Annotated in this window: 22 protein-coding genes and 1 pseudogene; 7 read left to right on the forward strand and 16 right to left on the reverse strand. The window is 52.5% G+C overall.

What is annotated here, in order from left to right:
- Nucleotides 1-258 precede the first annotated feature (258 nt).
- From HRU10_05480 to HRU10_05510, 7 genes and pseudogenes are all read right to left on the reverse strand, one after another.
- Entirely contained in the window at nt 259-2,673 is a 2,415-nt protein-coding gene (locus tag HRU10_05480) for an HAD-IC family P-type ATPase (protein ID NRA26685.1), read from the reverse strand.
- Nucleotides 2,673-2,861 (reverse strand): hypothetical protein, encoded by a 189-nt coding sequence (locus HRU10_05485; protein NRA26686.1) that lies wholly within the window; start codon nt 2,859-2,861, stop codon nt 2,673-2,675. Before HRU10_05485 ends, HRU10_05480 begins: the two co-directional genes overlap by 1 nt.
- Complete coding sequence (ccoG, locus tag HRU10_05490; GenBank protein NRA26687.1) at nt 2,824-4,296, reverse strand: cytochrome c oxidase accessory protein CcoG; 1,473 nt, start codon at nt 4,294-4,296, stop codon at nt 2,824-2,826. The genes HRU10_05485 and ccoG overlap by 38 nt, the downstream gene beginning before the upstream one ends.
- Complete coding sequence (locus HRU10_05495; protein NRA26688.1) at nt 4,293-4,907, reverse strand: c-type cytochrome; 615 nt, start codon at nt 4,905-4,907, stop codon at nt 4,293-4,295. The genes ccoG and HRU10_05495 overlap by 4 nt, the downstream gene beginning before the upstream one ends.
- Nucleotides 4,900-5,097: a hypothetical protein gene (locus HRU10_05500; GenBank protein NRA26689.1), complete on the reverse strand. Its 198-nt coding sequence runs from the start codon at nt 5,095-5,097 to the stop codon at nt 4,900-4,902. Before HRU10_05500 ends, HRU10_05495 begins: the two co-directional genes overlap by 8 nt.
- Before the next feature lie 6 nt (nt 5,098-5,103).
- Nucleotides 5,104-7,623 (reverse strand): annotated as a pseudogene (gene ccoN / locus HRU10_05505) (cytochrome-c oxidase, cbb3-type subunit I).
- The gene (locus HRU10_05510; GenBank protein NRA26690.1) at nt 7,620-8,183 is read right to left on the reverse strand and encodes a hypothetical protein; all 564 of its coding nucleotides are present in this window, start codon (nt 8,181-8,183) and stop codon (nt 7,620-7,622) included. The pseudogene ccoN and the gene HRU10_05510 overlap by 4 nt, the downstream one beginning before the upstream one ends.
- Before the next feature lie 127 nt (nt 8,184-8,310).
- Between HRU10_05510 and HRU10_05515 the strand changes: the two genes are divergently transcribed.
- From HRU10_05515 to HRU10_05525, 3 genes are read left to right on the forward strand one after another with little or no spacing between them, the layout of a single operon-like run.
- Nucleotides 8,311-9,249: a PocR ligand-binding domain-containing protein gene (locus HRU10_05515; protein NRA26691.1), complete on the forward strand. Its 939-nt coding sequence runs from the start codon at nt 8,311-8,313 to the stop codon at nt 9,247-9,249.
- A gap of 6 nt (nt 9,250-9,255) precedes the next feature.
- Nucleotides 9,256-9,813: a hypothetical protein gene (locus tag HRU10_05520; GenBank protein NRA26692.1), complete on the forward strand. Its 558-nt coding sequence runs from the start codon at nt 9,256-9,258 to the stop codon at nt 9,811-9,813.
- A complete protein-coding gene (locus HRU10_05525) occupies nt 9,797-10,003 on the forward strand; it encodes a hypothetical protein (protein NRA26693.1) in 207 nt (68 codons plus the stop codon). Before HRU10_05520 ends, HRU10_05525 begins: the two co-directional genes overlap by 17 nt.
- 48 nt (nt 10,004-10,051) lie before the next feature.
- On the opposite strand, the gene HRU10_05530 is transcribed toward HRU10_05525, so the two are convergent.
- The 7 genes from HRU10_05530 to HRU10_05560 all read right to left on the reverse strand — a co-directional run bounded on the left by HRU10_05530 (nt 10,052) and on the right by HRU10_05560 (nt 15,333).
- Nucleotides 10,052-10,651, reverse strand: a complete 600-nt coding sequence (locus tag HRU10_05530) for a TetR/AcrR family transcriptional regulator (GenBank protein NRA26694.1) — start codon at nt 10,649-10,651, stop codon at nt 10,052-10,054.
- Nucleotides 10,629-11,006 carry a DUF2834 domain-containing protein gene (locus HRU10_05535; protein ID NRA26695.1) on the reverse strand — a complete coding sequence of 126 codons (378 nt, stop codon included), beginning with the start codon at nt 11,004-11,006 and terminating at the stop codon, nt 10,629-10,631. The genes HRU10_05530 and HRU10_05535 overlap by 23 nt, the downstream gene beginning before the upstream one ends.
- Before the next feature lie 70 nt (nt 11,007-11,076).
- Complete coding sequence (locus HRU10_05540) at nt 11,077-11,271, reverse strand: DUF2256 domain-containing protein (protein ID NRA26696.1); 195 nt, start codon at nt 11,269-11,271, stop codon at nt 11,077-11,079.
- A gap of 28 nt (nt 11,272-11,299) precedes the next feature.
- Nucleotides 11,300-12,151, reverse strand: coding sequence for a tyrosine-protein phosphatase (locus HRU10_05545; GenBank protein ID NRA26697.1), 852 nt, complete (start codon nt 12,149-12,151; stop codon nt 11,300-11,302).
- A gap of 74 nt (nt 12,152-12,225) precedes the next feature.
- Entirely contained in the window at nt 12,226-14,010 is a 1,785-nt protein-coding gene (locus HRU10_05550) for a PQQ-like beta-propeller repeat protein (GenBank protein ID NRA26698.1), read from the reverse strand.
- A gap of 116 nt (nt 14,011-14,126) precedes the next feature.
- Nucleotides 14,127-14,660, reverse strand: a complete 534-nt coding sequence (locus tag HRU10_05555) for a DUF2314 domain-containing protein (GenBank protein ID NRA26699.1) — start codon at nt 14,658-14,660, stop codon at nt 14,127-14,129.
- A gap of 58 nt (nt 14,661-14,718) precedes the next feature.
- Nucleotides 14,719-15,333 carry a TetR/AcrR family transcriptional regulator gene (locus HRU10_05560; protein NRA26700.1) on the reverse strand — a complete coding sequence of 205 codons (615 nt, stop codon included), beginning with the start codon at nt 15,331-15,333 and terminating at the stop codon, nt 14,719-14,721.
- Between the two features lie 80 nt (nt 15,334-15,413).
- Here HRU10_05560 and HRU10_05565 point away from each other — a divergent pair, with 80 nt between their 5' ends.
- Nucleotides 15,414-16,379 carry an NAD(P)-dependent alcohol dehydrogenase gene (locus HRU10_05565; protein NRA26701.1) on the forward strand — a complete coding sequence of 322 codons (966 nt, stop codon included), beginning with the start codon at nt 15,414-15,416 and terminating at the stop codon, nt 16,377-16,379.
- Nucleotides 16,380-16,428: 49 nt separating this feature from the next.
- Here HRU10_05565 and HRU10_05570 read toward each other — a convergent pair whose 3' ends face one another.
- Both HRU10_05570 and HRU10_05575 read right to left on the reverse strand, forming a co-directional pair.
- Nucleotides 16,429-17,826: an MFS transporter gene (locus HRU10_05570; GenBank protein ID NRA26702.1), complete on the reverse strand. Its 1,398-nt coding sequence runs from the start codon at nt 17,824-17,826 to the stop codon at nt 16,429-16,431.
- Between the two features lie 701 nt (nt 17,827-18,527).
- Entirely contained in the window at nt 18,528-19,028 is a 501-nt protein-coding gene (locus HRU10_05575) for a cell wall hydrolase (GenBank protein ID NRA26703.1), read from the reverse strand.
- 250 nt (nt 19,029-19,278) lie between these two features.
- On the opposite strand from HRU10_05575, the gene HRU10_05580 reads away from it, so the two are divergent.
- From HRU10_05580 to mqo, 3 genes are read left to right on the forward strand one after another with little or no spacing between them, the layout of a single operon-like run.
- Nucleotides 19,279-19,734, forward strand: a complete 456-nt coding sequence (locus tag HRU10_05580) for a hypothetical protein (protein NRA26704.1) — start codon at nt 19,279-19,281, stop codon at nt 19,732-19,734.
- A 14-nt stretch (nt 19,735-19,748) separates the two neighbouring features.
- Entirely contained in the window at nt 19,749-20,738 is a 990-nt protein-coding gene (locus HRU10_05585; GenBank protein NRA26705.1) for an HD domain-containing protein, read from the forward strand.
- Nucleotides 20,739-20,787: 49 nt separating this feature from the next.
- A complete protein-coding gene (gene mqo / locus HRU10_05590; GenBank protein NRA26706.1) occupies nt 20,788-22,269 on the forward strand; it encodes a malate dehydrogenase (quinone) in 1,482 nt (493 codons plus the stop codon).
- Nucleotides 22,270-22,384: the final 115 nt, after the last annotated feature.

A 22,384-nucleotide genomic window follows, 5' to 3' on the forward strand; every position in this document is an offset into this window, starting at 1 on the left:
CGGCGTGCGAAAATTTAGATTGGTAGAGAGACAGAAGCCCTGAGGAAAAGTCTTCGATTCCAAAACAATCAAACCACTTGGGTCAAGCGGTTTGATGCGGTTTCAAAGTAGATGGGTGTAATTGATCTGAAGGGGAGTATTCCAGGTCGATTTTGGTTCCCACTATATTTCTGTCTATTTTTGGCTTCGATTGAAATTAAAACAGTCAACCTCCAGCGTCTCGGCGCCCCACGTGGTAATCCTTAGAAGACCTTCTTTCTAGCCAATCTTGAAGCGCCATGTCGCCCAGGCGAGGGTGGCAATCGAACTGATAGGCATTGCGATTGCCGCAATGAGGGGGTGCATATAGCCAATTGCGCACAGGCTAATTGCCATTAGGTTGTAGATGACTGCCAACACTAAAACCTGAGTCGACGTCCGATCACGCAGTGCCCCCAGCCTAAGAAGATCAGGTATGCCTCGTAGGCTACGTCCAAAGAAAAAGAAATCGGCACTGCCCTCCAAAATGCTGCGATCAACGGCTGGTGTGCCTGTGCATATGGCCTGGTCGATTGCCAGACGATCATTCGCTCCGTCGCCGATCATCATAGCAGATCCGGGAGCATTTTCTTCGATCCATGCCGCTTTTGTATCAGGAGTGCAACGGGCACGACTCAGTCCAGGATTGATACCTAGGTGATCTGCAATTTTCGCAACCCGCTCATCAGCATCACCGGAAAGCAGGGCAACCGTATGTCCGGAAGCCTGGATGGCTTCGATAGATTCGCGTGCGTCATCGCGGATGTATTCGGCGAAGCAAAAGCCTGCGACCCATTGGCCGTTTTGCCTCAAAACGACCTGAGCGTCGCCGCGTTGATTTTTTGGGGCTGTTTCATGGAAAGGAGCCCAATCTTGTCTGCCCAGAGAAACGACTCCCAGCTGCTGATCGCGGACCCATACCCCCTTGCCGATGCTTTCAGGGATGTGTCCCAGATGTTCTGTTCCACTCAACTGAGGGAAACTGCCCAGCAATGCCTGTTTGAGCGATCGGGCGGTGGGATGCGGATTCGTCTGCACGAGATGAAACAATACTGTACGTATCTTAGGTTCCAACTGGCCTAAATTCTCAGGATTCTTCAGTAGAGGCGTATCGAGAGAGAGCGTGCCTGTTTTGTCGAAAACGATGGTTTTAACGCGATTCAACTTCTCCCAAATTCCCTGGCTTTTAATGAAAACACCGCGTCGTCGCAAAGCCGTGATTGCCAGTTCATCGATGAAAGGCAGCGTGACGCCAAGGGCGCAGGGGCAACTGACCACTAACACGGATAAGGCGACTTGGAAGCCGGTGAGCACAGAGGCACCACTGGCTAACCACGCCGATCCTGAAAATACCGCTATCATGAGCACAACGCCAATATACCAAGTCAAAATCTTCTGGAGGCGCTTATGGTGGAAGGCGGTGCGTTCCGAAGCCAGTAGTTTTGCCAGCGTGCTGTGTTGCCAATCCTCTTTGGCTCTTACGCGCAGTGGGCGTAGGCTCACGAGTTGGGCACCCGCTGGGAGGGGCGTGCCCCGCTTCCAAAGCACAGGCTCAGCCTCGCCGTTGATCCATTCAAGGCTTACTGTGGTCGCTGCGTCTAAAAGATCAGCGGTCACGGGATTGATCTTTCCCGGCTCCAGAATATAGCTCGCTTCTGAACGAATGGATTCCGCTGGTAAGCTTTCCCCGTCACGTGAACCGCCCAGAGCGATCACCGAGTCGGGCTTGATATCCTGCTTCCTCAAATGCCGTTGATTGTGCTCAATCGCCGCTTCTTGCAACCAGCGGCCCAACAGCATCAAAAAGACAAAAGTGGCCACAAAATCGAAGTAGACTAGATCCTCAAAGCCACTCAGCCAACCTATCATAGAGCCAATCCAAGCAGCAGTCAGCCCAAGCGCGATGGGGAGATCCATGTGTAAAATGCGATGCTTTAAACCTTGGACTGCCCGATTGATAAAGAGGCTTCCGCCCACCGCTAGGCTACACGCCGCGAAAAGTGCGGCCAAAATGGAGAATAAGCGGGCAAACTGAAAATCTGCATCCATGCCCAAATAGCTCGGTAGCGTAAAGAGCATGGTATTGAGCAAAAGGAATCCGCATACACCGATTCGGGTAATGAGTCCCTGGGTAGCTTTCGAGCGTTCATCTGGATCATCAGCTGGGGGAGCCAGCCCATAACCGATCTGTATGATGCTCTCTGCGAGGCGAATGGCATCTAAAGCGCCACGCTCCCAAGAGATACAGATATCTCCCGTCTCTGCCTGAATATCGATATCGACCGTGCCCGGTTGGTCGCGAAATACCTGTTCGATTAGCCAGATACAGCCTACACAGGAAATGCCAATTAGCCTGCATCGTGTCTCACAGATGCCTGCTCCGTTTTTTTCAGCCTCCTCGATCAGCTTCGCAAACCAAGCAAGATCTCCCGGTTCGAAGACTCTTGCCCCGACGGGTGGCATAGCCGCGCTACCTTTCAAGCTATAAAAATGACCCCAATCATGACCTGAAATGATGTGGCTCACATAGGAGCACCCCTCACAGCAATAATGGTCATCCTCGTGGTGCGCCTTGAATTCACTGCCGCAGTGTTTGCAGGTCCGCATTTTCCCCTCCGGTCTCTGCCTGGGAAGCGTTGGTGATGGAATAGCCATTACTCAGCGTTTTGTTCTGACGTGACCGAATGTGCAAGCGGGACGGTTTGCGTCGGGTTGTCGCGCGCGATTTGGATCAGAAAATACCAGGCCACCGAGACGACGAAAAACGCTAGCACTACGGGCACCCAAAGCGTGAGTTGAAAGCTCTTATTCTTGAGGGTTGTCTCTGCGGTTGCCTGCTTCATCTGAATTCATTTTGAAAAAGCGTGGGTCTGGCCCCACGAAGTGAATCTCTCTTTCTGAAATTACCTCTCCGGAGCCATTTTCGAGCGTGACGCCCAGCTCGAACTCTCCGGTGAACGCAGCCTTATCAAGTGTCACAATAATTGGATGGATCACTTCAGCCATCGGTTCTACGGCAAACGGGGTGCCTGCGCCCATTACCGAGACGTTTGCAGCATCAGTCTTCACCATAACTGTGTAGTCTCGGACCAAGTTTTCCTTGTTGATCACCCTGACGAAGAACTGGTTTCGGACCACAGACTCATCGATGATGTAGGGTGCGCCGCCCATACGATTGATAGCCATGTAGGCCGGTTTAATTTGGGTAGCAGCAACGGTCATTGCAGTGACACCGAGCAGCATGAAAAAAGCATAGAGAAATACCCGTGGCCTGATGAAGCGGCGCTTTTTACCCTGTAGTCCGTTGTAAGAGTCGTAGCGCACCAGTCCAGGTGCGCGGCCAGACTGCTTCATCATATCATTGCAGGCATCCACGCAGGCAGCACAGCCGATACACTCGATTTGTAATCCCTGGCGAATGTCGATGCCGGTGGGACATACATTCACGCAGCGATTACAATTGATGCAGTCGCCCAATCCCTGCGCGCGCAGCGGCCCACGGGGTTCGCCGCGTTTTTCATCATAGCCCACCACCAGCGTGTCATCATCGACCAGCGCGGATTGGAGCCGACCATAGGGGCAGATGATGAGACAGAGCTGCTCGCGAAACCACGAGAAGTTAAAGTAAATGATCCCCGTCGCTACAAACATGAACACGAATGCCTGCCAATGCTCATCCGGCCCCTCCGCCATCCACGCATAGAGCTGCGGGATTGATAGAAAGTATGATAGAAACAGGTGGGCGATCAACGAGGAGACGAACAGAAAAATACCGTGCTTCACGAGGCGTTTCGCGATTTTCTGCGGAGTCCATTTACTCTTTTCCAGACGCCGACGAGCGCGGGCATCCCCATCGATCCAGCGCTCAATGCGACGAAAAATATGTTCCAAGAAGATGGTCTGCGGGCATGCCCAGCCACACCAAATTCGACCAAATAGCGCCGATAACACATAGAGCGAAAAGGCCAGCCCAGTGATAAAGAAGAAAGCCATCCACACATCCTGCGCGGCGAAGGTTAGGCCGAAGAGATGGAAGCGCCGGTTCAGTACATCGAGAAACACCGCCGGGTAGCCGCCGATCTGAATCCACGGTAGGGCCGCGTAGATAGCAATCAGGCCGACAGCAGAAATGCGGCGCGCCCATGTGAATTTCCCCCTGACATCCGACGGATGGAGGAAAAACCGTGACCCATCCTGCCGAATCGTTGTGACCGATTCGCGTATCGGACTGTTCGCTCGACGGCGCCTAGGGGGTTGCCTGTCGATCGGCGCGATCATGAGTCAGAGGGTGCAGGGTCGAGCGCAGCTGCCTTCAGTTGCTCGGCACCGTTTTTACTCAGGATAAAGGCAACGGTTTGAGCAATGCGCTTCTGGCCAAGGAGAGATCCCCAAGCCAGCATGCCTTTGTCGAGGACACCGTTGTGGATGGTGTAATAAATCTCAGACGGGGCTGCCCCATGGAGCCACTCCGCATCCACCAGGCTCACCCCAGTCAAAGAACCTTCGAGATTTGCCCCGTGGCAGGACACGCAATTTGAGCTAAATATCTCCTGGCCAGCTTGGACAAAGGTCGGGTTGCCACTCATTTGCCAGAAGAGTGCGTCGTCGGTGATGTCGATCGAGTTCTCCAGCCGTATCGCTTCAACACGGGCAAGCTCAGTATCGATGCGATGGTGCTCCGATTGCCCAACGCTGAACGTGTGCTGAAATAGCCAGTAGACGAGGGAAAAGACAATCGCCCCATACAGCGTGGTGAGCCACCAGCGCGGCAGCTGCTGGTCAAACTCTTGAATGCCATCGTAAGCATGCTCTTTTAAAATCACGCCTTCGGGCACATCCTCGGGGCTCAGCAGATTTGCGTGTTCCTCGGTTTCCTTTTGATTACTCATCGTTTTGTTTGATTTTGGCGGAGACGCTAGCTTGGTCCGACTCGAGTGGCATCAGGCTCATCTTCTTAACGAAGGGCTTCTTGAAGCAGAGTGCTCGTATGGCGATAATGAGGAAGACCCCAAAAGTGAGGCAGAATGCCACCACGGGGATCCCCGCCGTCCAAGTATCGTAAATAATGCGTTTGAACATGGTGTGTTACTGTTTGGAAGGAATGGAGTTTTGTGAGACCTCGGCGGTGACCTCTTCGTAGGCTCCCAGCTTTTGAAGGTAGGCGATCATGGCGACGATCTGCTTTTCGGGTTCAATGAAGATACCTTCAGCTTCGAGCCCAACACTGATCTCATTGGCCTGCGTCATGAAATCGGCGCGGATTTCTTCCTCGGTCAGGTCCTCAGGGTAAGGGACGCCCAAGGTGCGGAGTACCGCTATTTTTTTGGGCAGTGCGTCGATGTCGGCGGCCTTTTCAAAGAGCCAAGGATAGGCCGGCATGTTGGATCCTGTAGAAAGTTCGCGCGGATCGAGCATGTGACGAAAGTGCCAAGCGTCGGAACGCAGGCCGCCCTCGCGCGCCAGGTCTGGACCGGTTCGTTTGGATCCCCATTGATACGGATAGTCATAGATCGATTCGCCGAGCCTAGAATAGCCTCCCGTCATGGGGTCCCCGCCGTAACGGAGTACGTCGGGGACAATCGTGCGAATCATCTGCGAGTGGCAGTTGTAACAACCCTCAGCGACTTAGAGATCGCGGCCGGCTAACTCGAGCGCCGTGTAGGGGATTTGGCGGCGGCCCTCGATGCTACTACCTGTGTGGAGCGTGACCGTTGGGATAATCTGCACCGCACCACCAATTGCTGCAGCGATGATGGTCAGAACAGAGAAAGACAAGCTCTTGGCTAAAAGTGCATCATACCATTCCTGCCATTTCGCACCGGACAGTTTGAAATGGACGATCGTTATCATCGCCAAGGTCGTGGTGAGCATAGCGCCTATGATAAACCAGAGACCGCTCCCTAACATCATACATCCAGTTACGATCATTGCGCCCGTGTAGACGACCGGGGCATTTAAGAAGCTGTTGAAGCGCTTCTTGGGCTCATCTTCAACCACGCGAGTCACCTCGGTCGTGCCATTAACCGGTGTTGCCCCGGCGATGGTACGGAAAAGGTTATAGCCCATCATGAAGAAACCGATCAGGTAGAGCCCACCTCCGATAGCGCGGAGGCGCATCGGAGCTCGAATGGCGTTGAGGGTCTCAACAAAGTCGGGGTGGGCCAGCACCGTGCCGTCTTCTATGGTTGCATTGAGCATCAGTCCTTGAGTGATGCCGGAGACCCACATAGCCGCGACGTAGAGCAGAATGCCGATCATCCCGACCCAGAAGTGCATGTTGGCTAATGCGGTTGAGAAGAGTGGGCGATTCCACAGGCGTGGAGCCAACCAGTAGAACATCCCTGCCGCCATAAAGCCATTCCAACCCAAGGTGCCACTGTGCACGTGCCCGATCGTCCACTCGGAGTAGTGGGAGAGAGCATTGACCGATTTGATAGAGAGCAACGGTCCCTCAAACGTCGCCATGCCGTAGAAGGTCACGCCGGCGGCGAAGAATTTTACTACGGGATCGGTCCGCAGTTTGTCCCAGGCGCCACGGAGGGTCAGCAGACCGTTCAACATCCCCCCCCAAGAAGGCGCCCAGAGCATCAGACTGAAGAGCATGCCCAGAGATTGGAGCCAGTTCGGCAATGAGGTGTTCAGGAGGTGATGCGGCCCAGCCCAGATATATATGAAGACGAGCGACCAGAAGTGAATGACCGATAACCGGTAAGAATACACTGGGCGTCCTGCCGCCTTGGGCAGGAAGTAATACATGATGCCAAGGATGGGTGTTGTCACGAAGAAGGCCACAGCATTGTGCCCATACCACCACTGCACCAATGCGTCCTGAACGCCTCCGAAAATTGGATAGCTATGGAGCAGACTGGTGGGAATCGACAAGTGATTGACGACGTAGAGCATCGTCACCGTGACGATGGTCGCTATGTAGAACCAGAGGGCGACATAGAGTGTCTTCTCTTGACGCTTCGCGAGGGTCCAAAAGAAGTTGAGAGCGAAGACGACCCAGATGCCCGCGACGGCGATATTTATGGGCCAGATCAGCTCCGCGTACTCTTTACCCCGGCTGTAGCCAAGAGGCAGTGTGATCGCCGCTGCCACGATGATTGCCTGCCAGCCCCAGAAGTGGACCTTTGTCAAAAAGTCGGAGGCGAGTCGGGCGCGACATAGGCGTTGGGTCGAGTAGTAGACCCCAGCAAACATCATGTTGCCCACAAACGCGAAAATTGCGGCATTGGTATGCAGGGGCCGCAGGCGGCCATACGTCAGCCATTCCATACCGAAGTTGAGCTGCCAGAAATTGAGCTGTGACGCGATTAAGACTCCGGCTGCCATTCCCACCAGGCCCCAGACAACCGAGGCAATCATGAAAAGACGCACGGCTGTATCGTCATATTCGACGACGGCGCGCTCTAGTTGTGGCGGCGCGGGGCGTCGACCGGTGTCTCCGCCATGAACGGGCGTAAGGCTTCTTGTTCCGGAATGCGGTGCCTGGATTGTTTGGTTTCCCTCAAAAAAAGTAGCAGGAAGAACCCCGCCAGCAGGAGACTCAGAAACACTGTTAAGAGGATGACTTCCACGGTTTGGATTCGATGACTGGTTCATTGTTCAGCAAAAGGGCAATCTGCGCGCTCGGCCCGGAGTGTGCAGAGCTCGATGTCTTGGCGCAGCGTCGAGACGAGAGCTTGTTGGATGAGGTCCATGCAGGCGTCTTGATCGTTGTCAGAAAACTCCTCATCGCTGTCCCAGCCGTTGTTGAAGATACTGCGGAACGCCCGGTATCCTGAGCTGTAAAGGTCGATGCAGACCCGACCGGCCAGGTTGTTATCCGAACAGGTTGACGTAATGCCGATGAACTGGTCGAAATGTGGACGGTCGAACCATTCGCTGATGGCTCCTTTCGATGTGATATGTGCGGTAATTGCCTCAAAAGCTCCACTGAGATAACTCACGGTAACCGTACCATGGAGCGCCGGCTGAGTTTCTACGAGAGCCGTGGGCTTGCACGAATGGCCCTTGAGCGACGCACAAGCCCCGCCACAGGTGCAGTCCTTTTCCTCATGGGAGTGCTTTGTCTCAGGAATGGGTAACTCAAGATCAGTCAGCCAGGTTTCTATGATCTGATCTTTGTTGTCGTTTAAATATTCTACTAGTTTTGCACGCATGGGACAACTATCCCAGAATCTGCGTGCGTTTTTCTCCGCAATTTGGGATGAATTCTGCGCATATTTTCGCTTTCATCCGCCGAATTAGACTACTAACGCACAAACACTTAGCTTCCTCTCCACAGCTATGGCCTCCGAAGTCCTCATTCAGAAAGAAAACTCCAGCGATGACGCACCCTTGGCGCGCAAGACGCGCGTTAAGGTAAAAAAGCTCGAGGCATCGCAGCTCTATAAAGACTACGAGGAGGCCTTTCATCGGGTGACGGATCTACCCATGGGAATTCGCCCCATGCAATCTTACGACAACGTGCTCAATCAGAAGCGCGGCTCGAGTCCGTTTTGCCAGCTCATGGGACAGTTTAACGAGGGCTGTGCTCAGTGCGTGCGTATGCAGGCAAAGCTTGAACAGACCGCCGGACTGAAGCCGAAGTCTCTGCATTGCTTCGCTGGACTCTGTGACACTGCCGTTCCAATCCGCGTGGGGGAGAAGATGATCGCCTTTTTGCAGACCGGCCAAATTCTCCTCCATCAGCCCAATCGTGAGGAGTTTAGCAGGATCACCCAACAGATTTTGGCATGGGGTGCGCAGGTAAATCTCAAAACGCTAGAGGAAGCCTACTTCCAGACGCGTGTTTTAGATGAAGATCAATATAAGGCGATGATCCAACTCCTCTCTACCTTCGCGGAACACCTAGGCGCCATCAGCAACAGCATCGAAATCGACGAGTCTGCGACCGATCCCGAGATCGTAGCCAACGCCAAACACTACATCATGGATCGCTATCACGAGCCACTCTCCCTCGACGAAGTAGCGGCCGCCGTGAACACTTCCACTCGCCACTTCTGCAAGGTCTTTAAAAAAGCAACGGGTATCACCTTCACCGACTACCTGGCTCGCGTTCGTGTAGAAAAAGCAAAAAACCGCCTCCAAAATCCTCACGTCCGCATTAGCGAGGTGGCATTCGACGTCGGCTTCGAGTCGCTCTCACAGTTTAATCGCTCGTTCAAACGCATCACGGCCGTCTCACCCAGTGCGTATCGCAAAAAAATGGGTGGTGCGGCGTAGGGACTTATGGATTTTACCCAAGTAATTGGAAAAGTCTGCAAAACGTTGGATGAGCTGGAAGTTCGCTATGCGCTCATTGGCGGCTTTGCGATGGCGCTCCGTGGGGTTCAGCGTGCTACTACCGATCTGGACTTTATCCTATTCCTTGATGATCTCGAACGTGCTGATTCGGTGCTAACGTCTTTCGGCTATAACCAAGTCTTTCATAACGAAAACGTTTCCCACTATCAAGCGAAGGATCAGGAGTTCGGACGTATTGACCTGCTTCATGCCTTTCGAGCGCCGACTCTGGGTATGCTAGATCGAGCAGATCGTGTTGCCGTCATTCCTGGCGTTGATCTACCCGTGGTCCAAATCGAAGATATAGTTGGGCTCAAGGTTCAAGCGGCAAAAAATGACCCGGTGCGTGGTATGCAAGATTGGGCCGATATTGAAACGATGATGAAGGAAGCAAGGCGTTTGAACAATGAGCCAGATTGGGAGTTGCTTCAGAGTTATTTGTCTCTCTTTCAACAAGAGGATCGTCTAGCCTGGTTGAAGAATTGGTATGGCGAAGCTCAGTGAAGAAGAGAAAAAGGCGTTCATCGAACTTTCCGAACGTGGTTATGTTCAATCGACCGAAGAAAAGCGTCCGCTCACTTTTGAGAATACACCGGAAGGCCGCGCTCGCTATGTTCGTTGGGCCACCGAAATGGCTAAATTCTATAAAGGCGAAAAGCCGGTCCGTTTTGTGGGTAATGAGTGGAAGCTTTAGTTCGGTGGAGCGGAGCAGTCCTAGAATGGCACGGCGTTTCGGATTGTGTCATTCCGATCTATCGAACGGCCGGGCAAGCCATGCGATCAAGCCTTCGAGTTCGGCGCGGTTGAGCGCATCAGCGAAGGGGCGCTCAGTAGGAGTGCCTGCCAGTGGGAAAAACGCGCTCGTGGCGTAGGCGATCCAACGTGCTTCAGTCGCTGGGTCTTTTACCGCTGCTCCGCTTACCATAGCTTCGTGGAGAATTACTTCGATAGTTAGGAGAAATCGTTTCTGTGCGATGCCCAGCGTTTCGTTTGCGTGCCGGATTACCGCTTCTGCAAGCTCAAGGGGTCCCCTGTCGTTCCCTCCGAAGGGTTGCCATAAATCATAGAGCCCCAGTAAATATCTGGATAGTTTATCGGCCGGCACATGATGGCTTTCCAAGACCGTTTGTGCCATCGCTGTATGTTGATCTGCAAAGGCATAGGCGACAGCTCGTATCATTGCGACCTTGTCACCATAGTAGACGTAGAACGTCCCGGTCGCGACCCCGGCACGTGCGGCGATTTCTTTCACCGTGGCACCGCGCACTCCCTTTTCAAGGAATAGCTCAACAGCGGCCCGCATCAGTGCTTGCTCTTTCTCAGTGGCTCGCGGGCGTACCATGTTTGCTTTGACGATAGATGAAAAGTGGGAGACTGAAGGCTAGGCTACCGACGAAGGAGAGTACCAAATACAGACTCACCTGTATCCAGGATCGGGTGAGGCGGTAGACCTGCCAGAGGAAGACTCCTAAAAGCATCATCGCTTCGATCATAAAAGCCAGAGCGATCGGATTACGCAGCGCTGCCTGATTCAGTTCAGGCGCCGTGATGGCGTAGTAGACATAGAGTCCATTCGGTCCAACGAGAGCGAGGATCGCAAGGATCAGAAAGACCGTCGGGCTTCCAAAGTTCAGCGTGCTAGATAATGAACGAGATGGAGTGTATTGAATTTTAATAACTGAATATTCACTAAACAATATTCAATTTAAAACTCAAGTCAATGAAGGAGGAACTAATTAATTACTCTATTTTTGGGTCACTACGGAGTTAATCCGGGATTATGCGATTGTTGTGATTTATTGCATAATCCGGGTTTAATCTGGATGGAGAGCGCCGACACCGCTCCGAACAATACACCACATTTTCCCAGTCTTTTGCCCATTTCTTTCGCCAAGTAAACGAGCGCTTGCATACCGGACAGACTTTAGACGGGAGATGCGCTTTCTTTCTCTGCTTGGGCATCGTCGATTTAAGTGGGGAACACTCCAGATTACTCGGTGAAATGGACTCTCAAAGCTTCAATCTCCACACCGCCGATCGCCAGCTCGCTCTCCATCCAGGTCAACACATTGCCATATTGGCGCTCAATGTGATCGATCGCTGCCTCAATCATCTCTTTCGGAGCGCCGAGCAGAATAGCCTGCATGTCTTGAGGTAGGTCTTTTATGAATGACCACGAGCTATCATCGCGTTCGAGTAGGGATTGCAGGAGGAAATGCATAGGCAAAGCTGCTTCTGTGAGATGATAGTCCTCGATAACCGTTTCCCGAGGCACACCCAGAGCGGTCAACAGCAGAGCGCAGAGAATCCCTGTCCTGTCCTTGCCCGCGGCGCAGTGGACGACTACGCCCCGTTCAGGTTGAGCCAGGAGCTCATCGACTAGGTGCTTGAATCGATTTCCAAATTTATCGGGCAGTTGAACATAGAATGCGCGCATGAACGCGATAAGGTCTGCCGTGTTTGGGGGGCCGTGGTCGAAGAACTTCCGGAAAGAATCCTCGTGCATCTCGTAATCCCACTCGGCAACCTGCACACCGCGCATAGCCCAGCCACTCGGGGTTTTCGACCGCTCGGCATTCCCTCTCAAGTCACATGCGAAGCCCACACCCAGTTCGGCTAATTTGGCCCAATCCCCATCCGTCAATCGATGTGGCGAACCTGACCGAAACAGACGCCGCCAAACGACACGCCGCCCATCCTCGGTCGCGTAGCCCCCCAGATCGCGAAAGTTGATGCCACCATCAAGAGATAAAATGCGCGTAGACATAAAGACTCTAGGATTATCCACCGCTCCTTCTTTATCAAACACGTAGGCTTTACGCCCACACAATGGCCCCATCACTGCGTATTATTTGGGAGCCCAATTTTATCCCGCATGTTTTTAAGCGAGTGGGGTGATAGATAATAATGAGGAAGTTAATCAGCGGCTAAGTTGATTGCGATCAGATTTCCCTCGCCTCCAGCAATGCCCTGGCGGTGGTCGAGAGCTCGGAGAAGAAGATGGCCATGGGCATAGACCGGTGTTGTCGGGTTTCTGGTGGTTCCTTCAAAATGCCATTCTGCTAGCGGCTTTAGGCCTCCCTGGGGCAGTAAATGCGCGATTTCTAACCGATTGCCTAGAAACCAAGCAATAAGAGTCTTGCCAGCGATGATGTATTCGGCCTCGCCCTTATACATGTTCATGTTGTCCTCAAGGATGAGATCGTTGCGCCAGTAAGTCTCCAACTCTCGATAGGGAAGCTCGTTTAGGTTTTTGGGTAATGCTGCTACCTGTTCTTTAAGTTCAGGACTTTTTTTAAGCATATGGATTGGACGAGGAGTGTAGTGAGATAGGTCAGAGCTCGACCACATTAGAGAACCAGAGTCGATATCATAGGCCTGGAATTGCCGCACGCCATCTCGCCGAGGAGCCACTTGATGATTGGGTCCTTTCTCTGCCCAGCGATTGAAACGATCAAAGCGCGCATCAAAGGCATAAAATATTCCTTCGTGCACGATGTGGTCGCCTTGCCACGAAATGACATCCGGTGTGTCCCAAACTAAGGTAGCCTTACCATCTTTAACCTCGAAACAATAGGTGCGGCTCCCCTTCTGGCCATACCACAGCCATAGTTGGTTAATCACACGGTTTCCTGAGATCAGCGGTAGACGATTCGTGTAAAAATAAGAAAAGGGCTTTTTATCGTACTCGATACCATGTGGGTTTGGTAATTCTGCGCGCACATCGAACACCCACGCTATTTCTCCAGAGTCAGCTCTCAGTCCTTGCACGTAGCGTCCGTTGGGCACCACGATGGTTTCAACGCCATCGATCACGCCTACATTGATGCTAGTTTTGGTCGTGCGGAAGCCACCGCTTAAGGGTTTAGAGCTCCATATGCGCTCTCCATTGGATGGGGAGAAGGCAGTTACCATCAGAGAATATTTACCCTTTGGATTGTCGGGGTCTCCACATTGATAATTGACTACGATCTTGTCGCCATCAACCAGCAGAGGAGAGCACCAATTGCCACCTTTACCCCGGATTTCCGACAAGCCAAAATCGCGCAAATCGTGCTGCCAATACCGCTCACCCGTTTCGGCATCAAAACACCCCAAATGCCCATCAAAAGTGTGAGCATATACACGCCCATTGTGGACAAGAGGAGTCGTGCGATCGCTGTAAAGAATCGACACATAGGAATTCTGCGTCATGCGTTGCGTCCATATGCGCGCGCCGTCTTTCAAAGCGAAGCACTGCAGGTATACAGCTCCTTGATAAACAAGGCTGCCGGAAAACTTCAGGTGATTTCCTTCGCTGTCTAACCATCGATTGTCTTTTTGAAGGACATCCATTTCCTTAGGAGTGATCCCGTCGGATAGATCCGCATCCTCACGCCACGCACCCAACACATAAACGCGATCTCCCACCACAGAGACGGGTGATTGCCCCAAACCCGCATATGCTTGCCACGCAATGTCTGGCCTGTCTTCGGACCATGAGACCGGTCCAGGGTCTTCAGGTGTGAAATTATGGCGTAATGGTCCGGCTTCTTGCGGCCAATCAGATGCACAGAGAGAAGCCAAGCAAAACAGAATAAACAGCAAAGCGGTGATTAAGGATTTCATATAGCGTGTGAAATTGAGCAGTGGGATAGCTACTCGTTTTGGGATAATACAAACCTGATACCTGGCACCGATACTGTGTTCGAGATCAGACATGTTGAAGTAACAAAGCAAACCTGATTATGTTACAGTCACCACAAGGCCTCTGTTCTCTTGTGGTGTTACTGCCTGTGAAGGCCAGAGCCGTCTAGGGCGTGCCTCTATGACGCCGATTACTCTTTGTCGTTTTTGATGTCAGTGTCGTCATCAAAAGTCAGTTTATCAACGAACTCACTCTGCATCTCACGGATATGTTTCGGGACTTTGCCGCCTTCCCGTTCTCTCAGAATGATTTCAGCTTGTACGCCAAAACATCCTCTGATTTTTCCATCAGGTAGCTCGATCGTCCAATCATCGAGATCTGCAACCGGGAATGTCACACTTTCCGGTATCCAGCCGAATTGAGAGATGGGGTTTGTCTCTATATCCGCGACAATTTCAGCCTCATCAAAGCTCATCACATAGCCCCAAATCCGTTCAGTCTGATCCGTATCAGTCTTAAACGGATATTTTACGCGGATCGGCAGGCTTTCTCGAACAGCGAGTTCGGTAGCCTCTTTAAAGGTGGACACCGCCATTGCGCGGGCTTTCACGTTAAGTGGATCGTCAGGATCAATCCACATTCCTTTGCGGCGTTGTCTGAGAAGGCCCCAGACAATGAATAAGATCATCACGATGGTGGGGATACTGTATTTGAACCAGTCCATATGGGTATAAAAGCAGTTTAAATCAGGAAGCTCACTGTCGAGTGATAACGGGCGTTTCCTAAAGACGATAACGACTCAGAAAAACAGCGATTAATTCGTCTTTGAGGGGCTTGAGGTCGTCGTCATCAAAAAGTGTGCCACATAGGGCGGGGAAGGTGATCATACCTTCTACCAGTCCGCAGAATATCTTCGTCGCGAGCTCGGGATCATCGGTCTTGATCCGATCATCCTGGATGGCGGCACGCAACCACGCTGTGAGATGATCGGATTTGCAGTGTTCTCCCTTGTTGGCATCCTCGCGCAGCGCTTCATTTTGCACGAAGATGGAAGTGAGTAAACGTATGACTGACAGGCGGTCCGGATCAGTCACGAGGAATATCTCTGCATCCACGAACCGCCCCAGCTGCGATTCCAGCGATTCTGTTTTAGAATATGGGATCTGCGTCCGTTCCACCTGACCGGCCAGAAGCTCTCCGACCACAGCCCAGAGGAGCTCCTTTTTACTTTCGAAGTGGTTGTAAACTGTGCGTTTAGATGCGCCTGCTAATTCTGCAACGAGATCCATTGAGGCACGTTCATAGCCCTCCTGCTCAAAAGCCTGAATAGCCCCTGCAATGATCGTTCTACGCTTTTCGGCCTTCCTGCGGTCGATGGCTGAGACTAATGCGCTCATTCCCAAAAATAGATAAATTACACTTCTCAGTGCAATTTAATCTTGAAATAAAACTACACCGTTTAGTTTACTTTAGAAATATGAAATCTCTTTACTTTGAAAAATACGGATCATCCGACGTTCTTTCTGTCCGGGACATCCCCAAGCCTACGCTTGAGCCAGGCCGTGTCATGATCCGTGTTCATGCCGTCTCGATCAATCCCCTCGATTGGCGTCTCATGAAAGCTGAACCTTTTCTGGCGCGCTTTGCATTTGGGCTGCTCAAACCTAAGTTGAACGGCCTGGGCGCAGATTTCTCGGGCGTCGTAGAATCTGTCGCGAGTGATGTCTCAGACTTCAGCATCGGGGACGCCGTATTTGGCATCATGACACCCGAAATCGTCGGTGCCTTGTCAGAATATATCTCTATCCCAGCCACCGGTTTGGTGAAAAAGCCAGACAATCTTACCCATGTGGCTGCGAGTACTTTAGGTGTGGCAGCATTGACAGCCTACGAAGGGATTCACGACTACCGGCGACCTACTGTCGGCGACACAGTGCTGATCAATGGCGCATCTGGTGGGATTGGCACCTTCGCCGTCCAAATGGCCAAAGCATTGGGTGCCCATGTTACCGCAGTGTGCAGTGGCAAGAACCATGAGATGGTCAAGCGCCTCGGAGCCGATGTGCTGATTGACTACAAAACCGCCGATTTCCTCCAAACCACAGAGCGCTTCGATCTCGTCTATGACACCATAGGGAATCATCCGCCCAAACACATAAAACACCTTCTCAAAGAAGACGGACGCCTGGTGCTAGCCAGCGCTGCCGACGGGTTCGGTTTCCTCAAAGCCATGCGCGCAGCGAAAAAAGACCCAGCCATCGACATGATCGTAGAGCTCAAAAAAGATCCACCGCGCCTTAAAGCAGTGCTCCAGCTCGTTGAGGACGGTATCACTCCCGTAATTGACCGGACTTACCCCCTCAACGAAGCAGCATCAGCCATTGACTACGTCGCCACCAAACGCGCCCGCGGCAAGGTAGTTGTGACTCTGGGAAAAACCTGAGGTCAGTCTCAAACCTCATGATTACTCGATTTATCTGAAATCCTATTTCCTACGAGCCTTTTGCTCTTTCATTATATCTTTCCTGGGGGTTATGGCTCAGCGCTGCCAATGCCAGCCCTATTGGCACGGCCAAAAGACATCCGAGCAAGGCGGTTGCGTAATCGCCGGTGGATTCGCGGTTGAGGCCGAATATGTAGGGGCCGATAGCGCTGGTGCAGATGACGAAGGCTGTCACGCGTGCGTTGATGTCGCCCAGGTAACTACGGCCATAGTAGCGGGGCCAGGGTAGATTGAGAAGGATGCCGAAAGTGCCCCAGGATGCACCTGAGCCGATGCTAAAGAGGAGCTGTCCGTAAAGGTGCTCGATTTGGAGCATGCCGATGATGCTCAAGCCGATGGCGAGATAGGTGGCGTAGAGCGCGTATTTTAGGTCGATCCGGTGGCTGATGGCGCCCCAGATAAGTGTGCCAGCCAGATTGATTACGCCCATGACAAGCAGCATCTGCGGCGCACGCGCTTTATCGAGTCCCGCGTCGATGCAGATAGATGCAAGGTGGAAGGAGCTCCCGGTCCCGAAAAAGGCATTGAGACTAATCCCGAAGAGCACCGACCAAAAAGTGAGGGTGCGCATTGCTTTAGATGCCGTCAGGTCCTTGTAGACGGGGAAGTGTTTTTCTGAGCCAATTTGGATCGTTGTGCGGGCCTCGTTTTGCTCGGGAGCTTTGTTCTCGACCTGCATATGGCATTCTTCAGGGGACTTGCGGAAGAAGACATACACGTTAGCCACCAAAAGGATGCCCAGCACGAGGCCCATGCCAATCCAAGCTGAGCGCCAGCCGAAACCGTCAACGACCAAGAAGAGGATGGCGGGGGCCCCGTTAAATGAGAGCGACAATACAGCACTGGTGATGGTGACGGCGATACTGCGCCGTTCTGAGAACCACCGTGACACCATCGAGCGACACAGAGTCGACGATATACCCATGCCCGTAAAGCGAATCAAAAAGAAGCTGAAGAACAGAAAGCACCAGGCCACCGCGGGTGTCTGCATGGCTAAGGGGAGTTGGCGGTAGATCCGATCAAATACCCCCATGCCGATCAGTGAAAAACCGAGCAGGGCATAGATGACAATAAGTACTTTACGGATGTCCAGTCGGTCCAAGCGTTGACCAAGGAATGCGGTAACAAAGCCGGTGAGTAAAGTGCCCAGCGTATAGGCTAGGGAGAAGTCAGGCCGGCTAATTCCGTAAGCCTCAAGCATAGGCTCGACGAAGGGGCTGACGCCGGGTGGGCTGCCAGGCACGGCGGCGGCCATGCAAAACGTCGCAGAGATAACCAGCATCCACCCATAATAGAATGGGAATTTCTGTGGATTGATGGGCCGGTCATACCTCAGTGTCTGCGACATGCCCTGACGCTTCTTCGGGATTCGCAGAAGCGCAAACATTTAGGTGATTCTTTATCGGGTGTATATGAGGGGGACGGGGGATTTTGCGGTCGTTGTTTAGATCTGTCGACAACGCGCGCCAGGAAAGACAGGAGCTGTTGCTCGCTACCGCGGTTACTCATCCGCATCAGTCGGCGCGCGGCTTCGATGTAGATCTGAGCAACTGCTTGCGCTCCGACAGAGAAGGGTGACGTGGGTGCTCGGCATGGGTATCTTCAGTTTTAATTCGCTAACAGTTGATATGATATCTCTGAGGATTGATACTGATTGGGATAATGAGATGTAAGTGCCTGAACATCATGTGCTTGGTTATTTGTCTTGTGCGCACGGATTGACAGTTTTTAAAAAGTACTTTGGCACATTCGAGCCAGGAAAAAGCTAGCGTACATCATGGATTTCTGGATGCGAACTGAAGCCTCTTTGGATGGGCTTTTCCTCCATCGGGGCACAACTTGGCAGCTTTTGATTCTTTGTTGCTTTTGGAAGTCCTGGTTTATTTTGGATTGTAAAAGCCAAACTGGGCTAGGCGCACCAAGGTTGATGTTTTTCTATCCGCTAATGGACGCGAATTCACGCCAATGTTTTTTCCTTTTCTGCTCAAATCAGGCAGATGCTAGGGGTGGGTTTGGGCTCTGATGGGGTGAACTGTTGCTTGGTGTTCGTGTCTAGGTCCCTCCGTGGCAATCGCTCTCGCGATCGTCCTACGCCCCAGGTCGCGATCTTAGAAAATGGTGTCCGCCGATGCGTGAGATGTAATCCATATGCTTTGCCCAATCGGGTGATTCGCGCATGGAGATCGCGTAGTAGTGATCAGCGCCGCTTGTGTTGTCTGTTAACTTTCCACGTTCTAGGGAGAGAACGAGCCGATAAGCGGTGGCAAAGTGCTTATCTTTCATCGCGCGGCGGAGGATTGGGGAATAGTTTGGGTGACGTTGCCGTGTTACGCTGTTCAGGCTAGAAAATTGGCCGGGCTTTACTGTGATAGCAATGACGCGTTCGATGCGTCGATCCGCTCGATTGAAGATCACATTGAGGACAGCCTGCATGCCCTCATGACCGCATCCTGCTGCTTCAAGGACAACGGTTGCAGCCAGGATTTGGCGCTCATGGGGACTTAAGTGAGCGCGGGCGTATAAGCTATGGGGAGCAGTGATGAGGAGGGAACCAAGGATACAAATAAAGAAAGATAGCGATTTTATCATGTATTCGGCTGGGGGGATGGGTCTTTTTTAAGCTGATTCAAAGATCGCCCGGCCTGTTCAAAGCTTGAAGCCTCCGCCTGATTGATACTTCCCAACCATTCTCATGAGTTCATAAAATTTTGTTTAATAGTATTTTGTGAAATATGAGAGCCGGCTTTCAAAAGCGATTTTCAACAGATTTTACAGGATAGTATTATCGCAGCATTCCGTACTAGACCTCACTTCCAAAAGTCGCTGTATCTTAGGTCCTATGGCCAAGGTAGATATCGATACCCTCAAGCTCATTTTGCAGCGCAATCTTCAGGATCCCCGGCAGATCAACGACATCATCAACGACATTAACGTCGAGCTTCAGGAGCAGGAGGCCGAAAACGAGGAAAAGCCGCCACCGGTGAAAAAGCAGTTTTGTATGCTGGTTTCAGACCCCGAAGACACGCTTGCCGGGAAGGACTATGTGGGCTGGGTGGCACAGATCCCTGAGGACGAGAGTCCACTTACCTGTCCGGATCGTATTATCCGCGCAGCTTACGAGTATAATCAGACACCCAAGGGCCGACGCTTGCCCCTCGAGACGATTGGCGAGGCCTGTGAGAATGTTTCGGCGAAATATTTCAAAGAGCAAGATATCTGGATGAAAACGAAGATTCCGGTGCATGTCGTGAATACGAATAACAAAATTCCTAAATTCGAAGATCCTGGTGCTTAGAGGCGCGTGCTCGCATGATGACAGTTCAGGACATCAAAGCGCTCCAAGCCGAGACAAACCCGCCCTTCAGCGGTGTCTTTGTCTTGAAGCGGGCAGAGCGTAAAACTTCTCGGAATGGGAGCCCTTTCTTAAGCGTAGAGTTTGGGGACAAGTATGGCTCACTCCATGCCAACTGTTTTGATGGGACGAGTGTGTTTCTGACGCTCGATGCTGCTGTGCCCGGTGCGGTGATGGCTCTGTCTGGTAGTGCGGAACTCTACAACGACCGCCTATCGCCACGTCTCTCTCATGCCCAGGTGCTTGACGATACGGAAGCTGAGCCGCATCTGGAACACCTCATTGAAGGCACACCCGAGGCTATCGAGGACCTGGTCGATGACCTCAATAAGGCGATATCGGACATCAGTCACAGCCGCTTACGCGAGGCAGTCGAGCTCGCGATGGAGGAGTTTGGCAGTCTTTTCCAAACAAGCACTGCCGCTTTGGGGATGCATCACGCTTATCGCAATGGCTTGCTGGAGCACACCGTACACATGGTGCGCAATGCCCAAGCCCTGCTACCGCTCTACCCGCAGGTAGACCCGAGCCTGACGCTATCAGGAATAATCCTGCACGATATCGGCAAAATCCTTGAATATTCTCAGGGTCTCGCTGCGGGTAAAACGCGGGCCGGTCTGTTGCAAGGGCACGTGGTGCTCGGGTATCGCATAGTACGTAAAGCGGCTATCAAAGCTAGGATGAATGCTGATTTAACGGAGCGCCTGGAGCATATCGTATTGAGCCATCAGGGGGAGTTGGAGTGGGGGGCTGCTGCGATGGCGGCGACTCCCGAAGCGGTCTTCGTGTCAATGATCGATAATCTGGATGCCAAAATGGGTATGGTGCAGCATGCCCTGCGCAACACCCCGGACGATCAAGAATTTTCGGATTATATTCCCGGACTGAAGGCGAAGTTGTTAGTAACGCCGCCGGAGCTGCAGGAGAAGGACGATGCTGACGCTTGATTTTGGCTCAGGTAAGCATTTGTTTCTTAAGATTTTCTAGTTGTCCCACATGACTGAGATTAGCCAACCCGATGTCCTCTTAATAGGAGGCGGAATTATGAGTGCCACGCTTGGTGCGATGCTGAAGACGCTCGCCCCAGAAACTACGATCGAAATTGTGGAGCAGCTCGATGGCATCGGATTGGAGAGTTCAAATGCGCTCAACAACGCGGGGACGGGCCACGCTGCCCTTTGTGAGCTCAACTATACCACGCAGGCCGCCGACGGCAGCGTCTCGATCGCTAAGGCACAGAAAATATATGAGGCTTTTGAGCAGTCGAAGCAGTTTTGGTCTTACCTGCTCGATCAGGGTCTAATCGACAGTGCATCGGCATTTATTCAAAAAGTGCCCCACCTCAGTTTTGTGCGCGGGGGTGATAACCAGAAATTCTTGAAAGCCCGTTATGATGCCATGTCGGCGCATCACTTTTTTGCGGACATGGAATTCACCACAGACTGGGATACCGCAGCTGAGTGGGCGCCTCTACTTACTGAGGGTCGGGATCGTAGCGAGGAATTTGCTCTGACGCGGATCATGGGGGGGAGCGATGTGAATTTCGGCGCTCTGACTCGTACGCTCATTGCCAATCTAGAGAAGCAGGACGGCGTGACGCTGCACCTCAGGCAGCAGGTCAAATCGCTCTATAAGTCCAGAACCGGTTGGCGCGCTCATGTGCGGGATCTCGATAATCACACGGTGCGCGAAGTCCGGGCGAAGTTTATTTTCATTGGAGCGGGGGGTGGCGCACTGCCCCTACTACAGAAGTCTGGTATTCCCGAAGGAAAGGGTTTTGGCGGTTTCCCGGTAAGTGGCCAATGGCTCATCTGTAGCAATCCAGAAATCGTCGCCAGGCATGAGGCTAAGATCTATGGAAAGGCCGCGGTCGGTGCACCCCCGATGTCAGTGCCTCACCTCGATACCCGCGTTATCGATGGTAAGCGCTGCCTGTTGTTTGGACCCTATGCTGGATTTTCACCAAAATTTCTCAAGACTGGCTCAAACCTTGACCTGATTGCCTCAGTCAAGCCGGATAACTTGGTGCCGATGCTGGCTGTGGGGAAGGACAACATGGACCTCACCAAATACTTGATCGGCCAGGTCTTGCAGTCTCACAAAGATCGTATGGATGTCCTGCGTGAATTTTTCCCAGAGGCCGAAGATGGCGAGTGGACGCTCGAGAACGCCGGTCAGCGCGTTCAGATTATCAAGAAAGATTCAAAGAAGGGCGGGGCGCTTCAGTTTGGCACAGAGCTGGTGGCTGCTGCAGATGGCTCGATCTCTGCGCTTCTGGGGGCGTCTCCCGGAGCGTCGACGGCCGTCACCATCATGCTCGAGCTTTTAGAGAAGTGTTTCCCCAAGGAGATGCAAAGCGATGCTTGGAAAAGCCAACTAACTGAGTTGGTGCCGTCCTATGGCACTCAGCTCGTAGAGGAGCCCGAAGCATTTTCGAGCATCCACGAGCGCGTGGATTCTCGTCTTGGACTGAGTTAGGGTTCGTTACTGATACCTTAGAGCAACTGCGCGGATTTGGGCGCTTGGATGCTTGATGTTCAGCTTTCTTGAAGGGTCACGTCGAAGCGTGAACTTCCAGTCATAAAAAGCGCTG

This window comes from Opitutales bacterium, assembly GCA_013215165.1.
In the GTDB taxonomy this organism is placed as follows: Bacteria; Verrucomicrobiota; Verrucomicrobiia; order Opitutales; family JABSRG01; genus JABSRG01.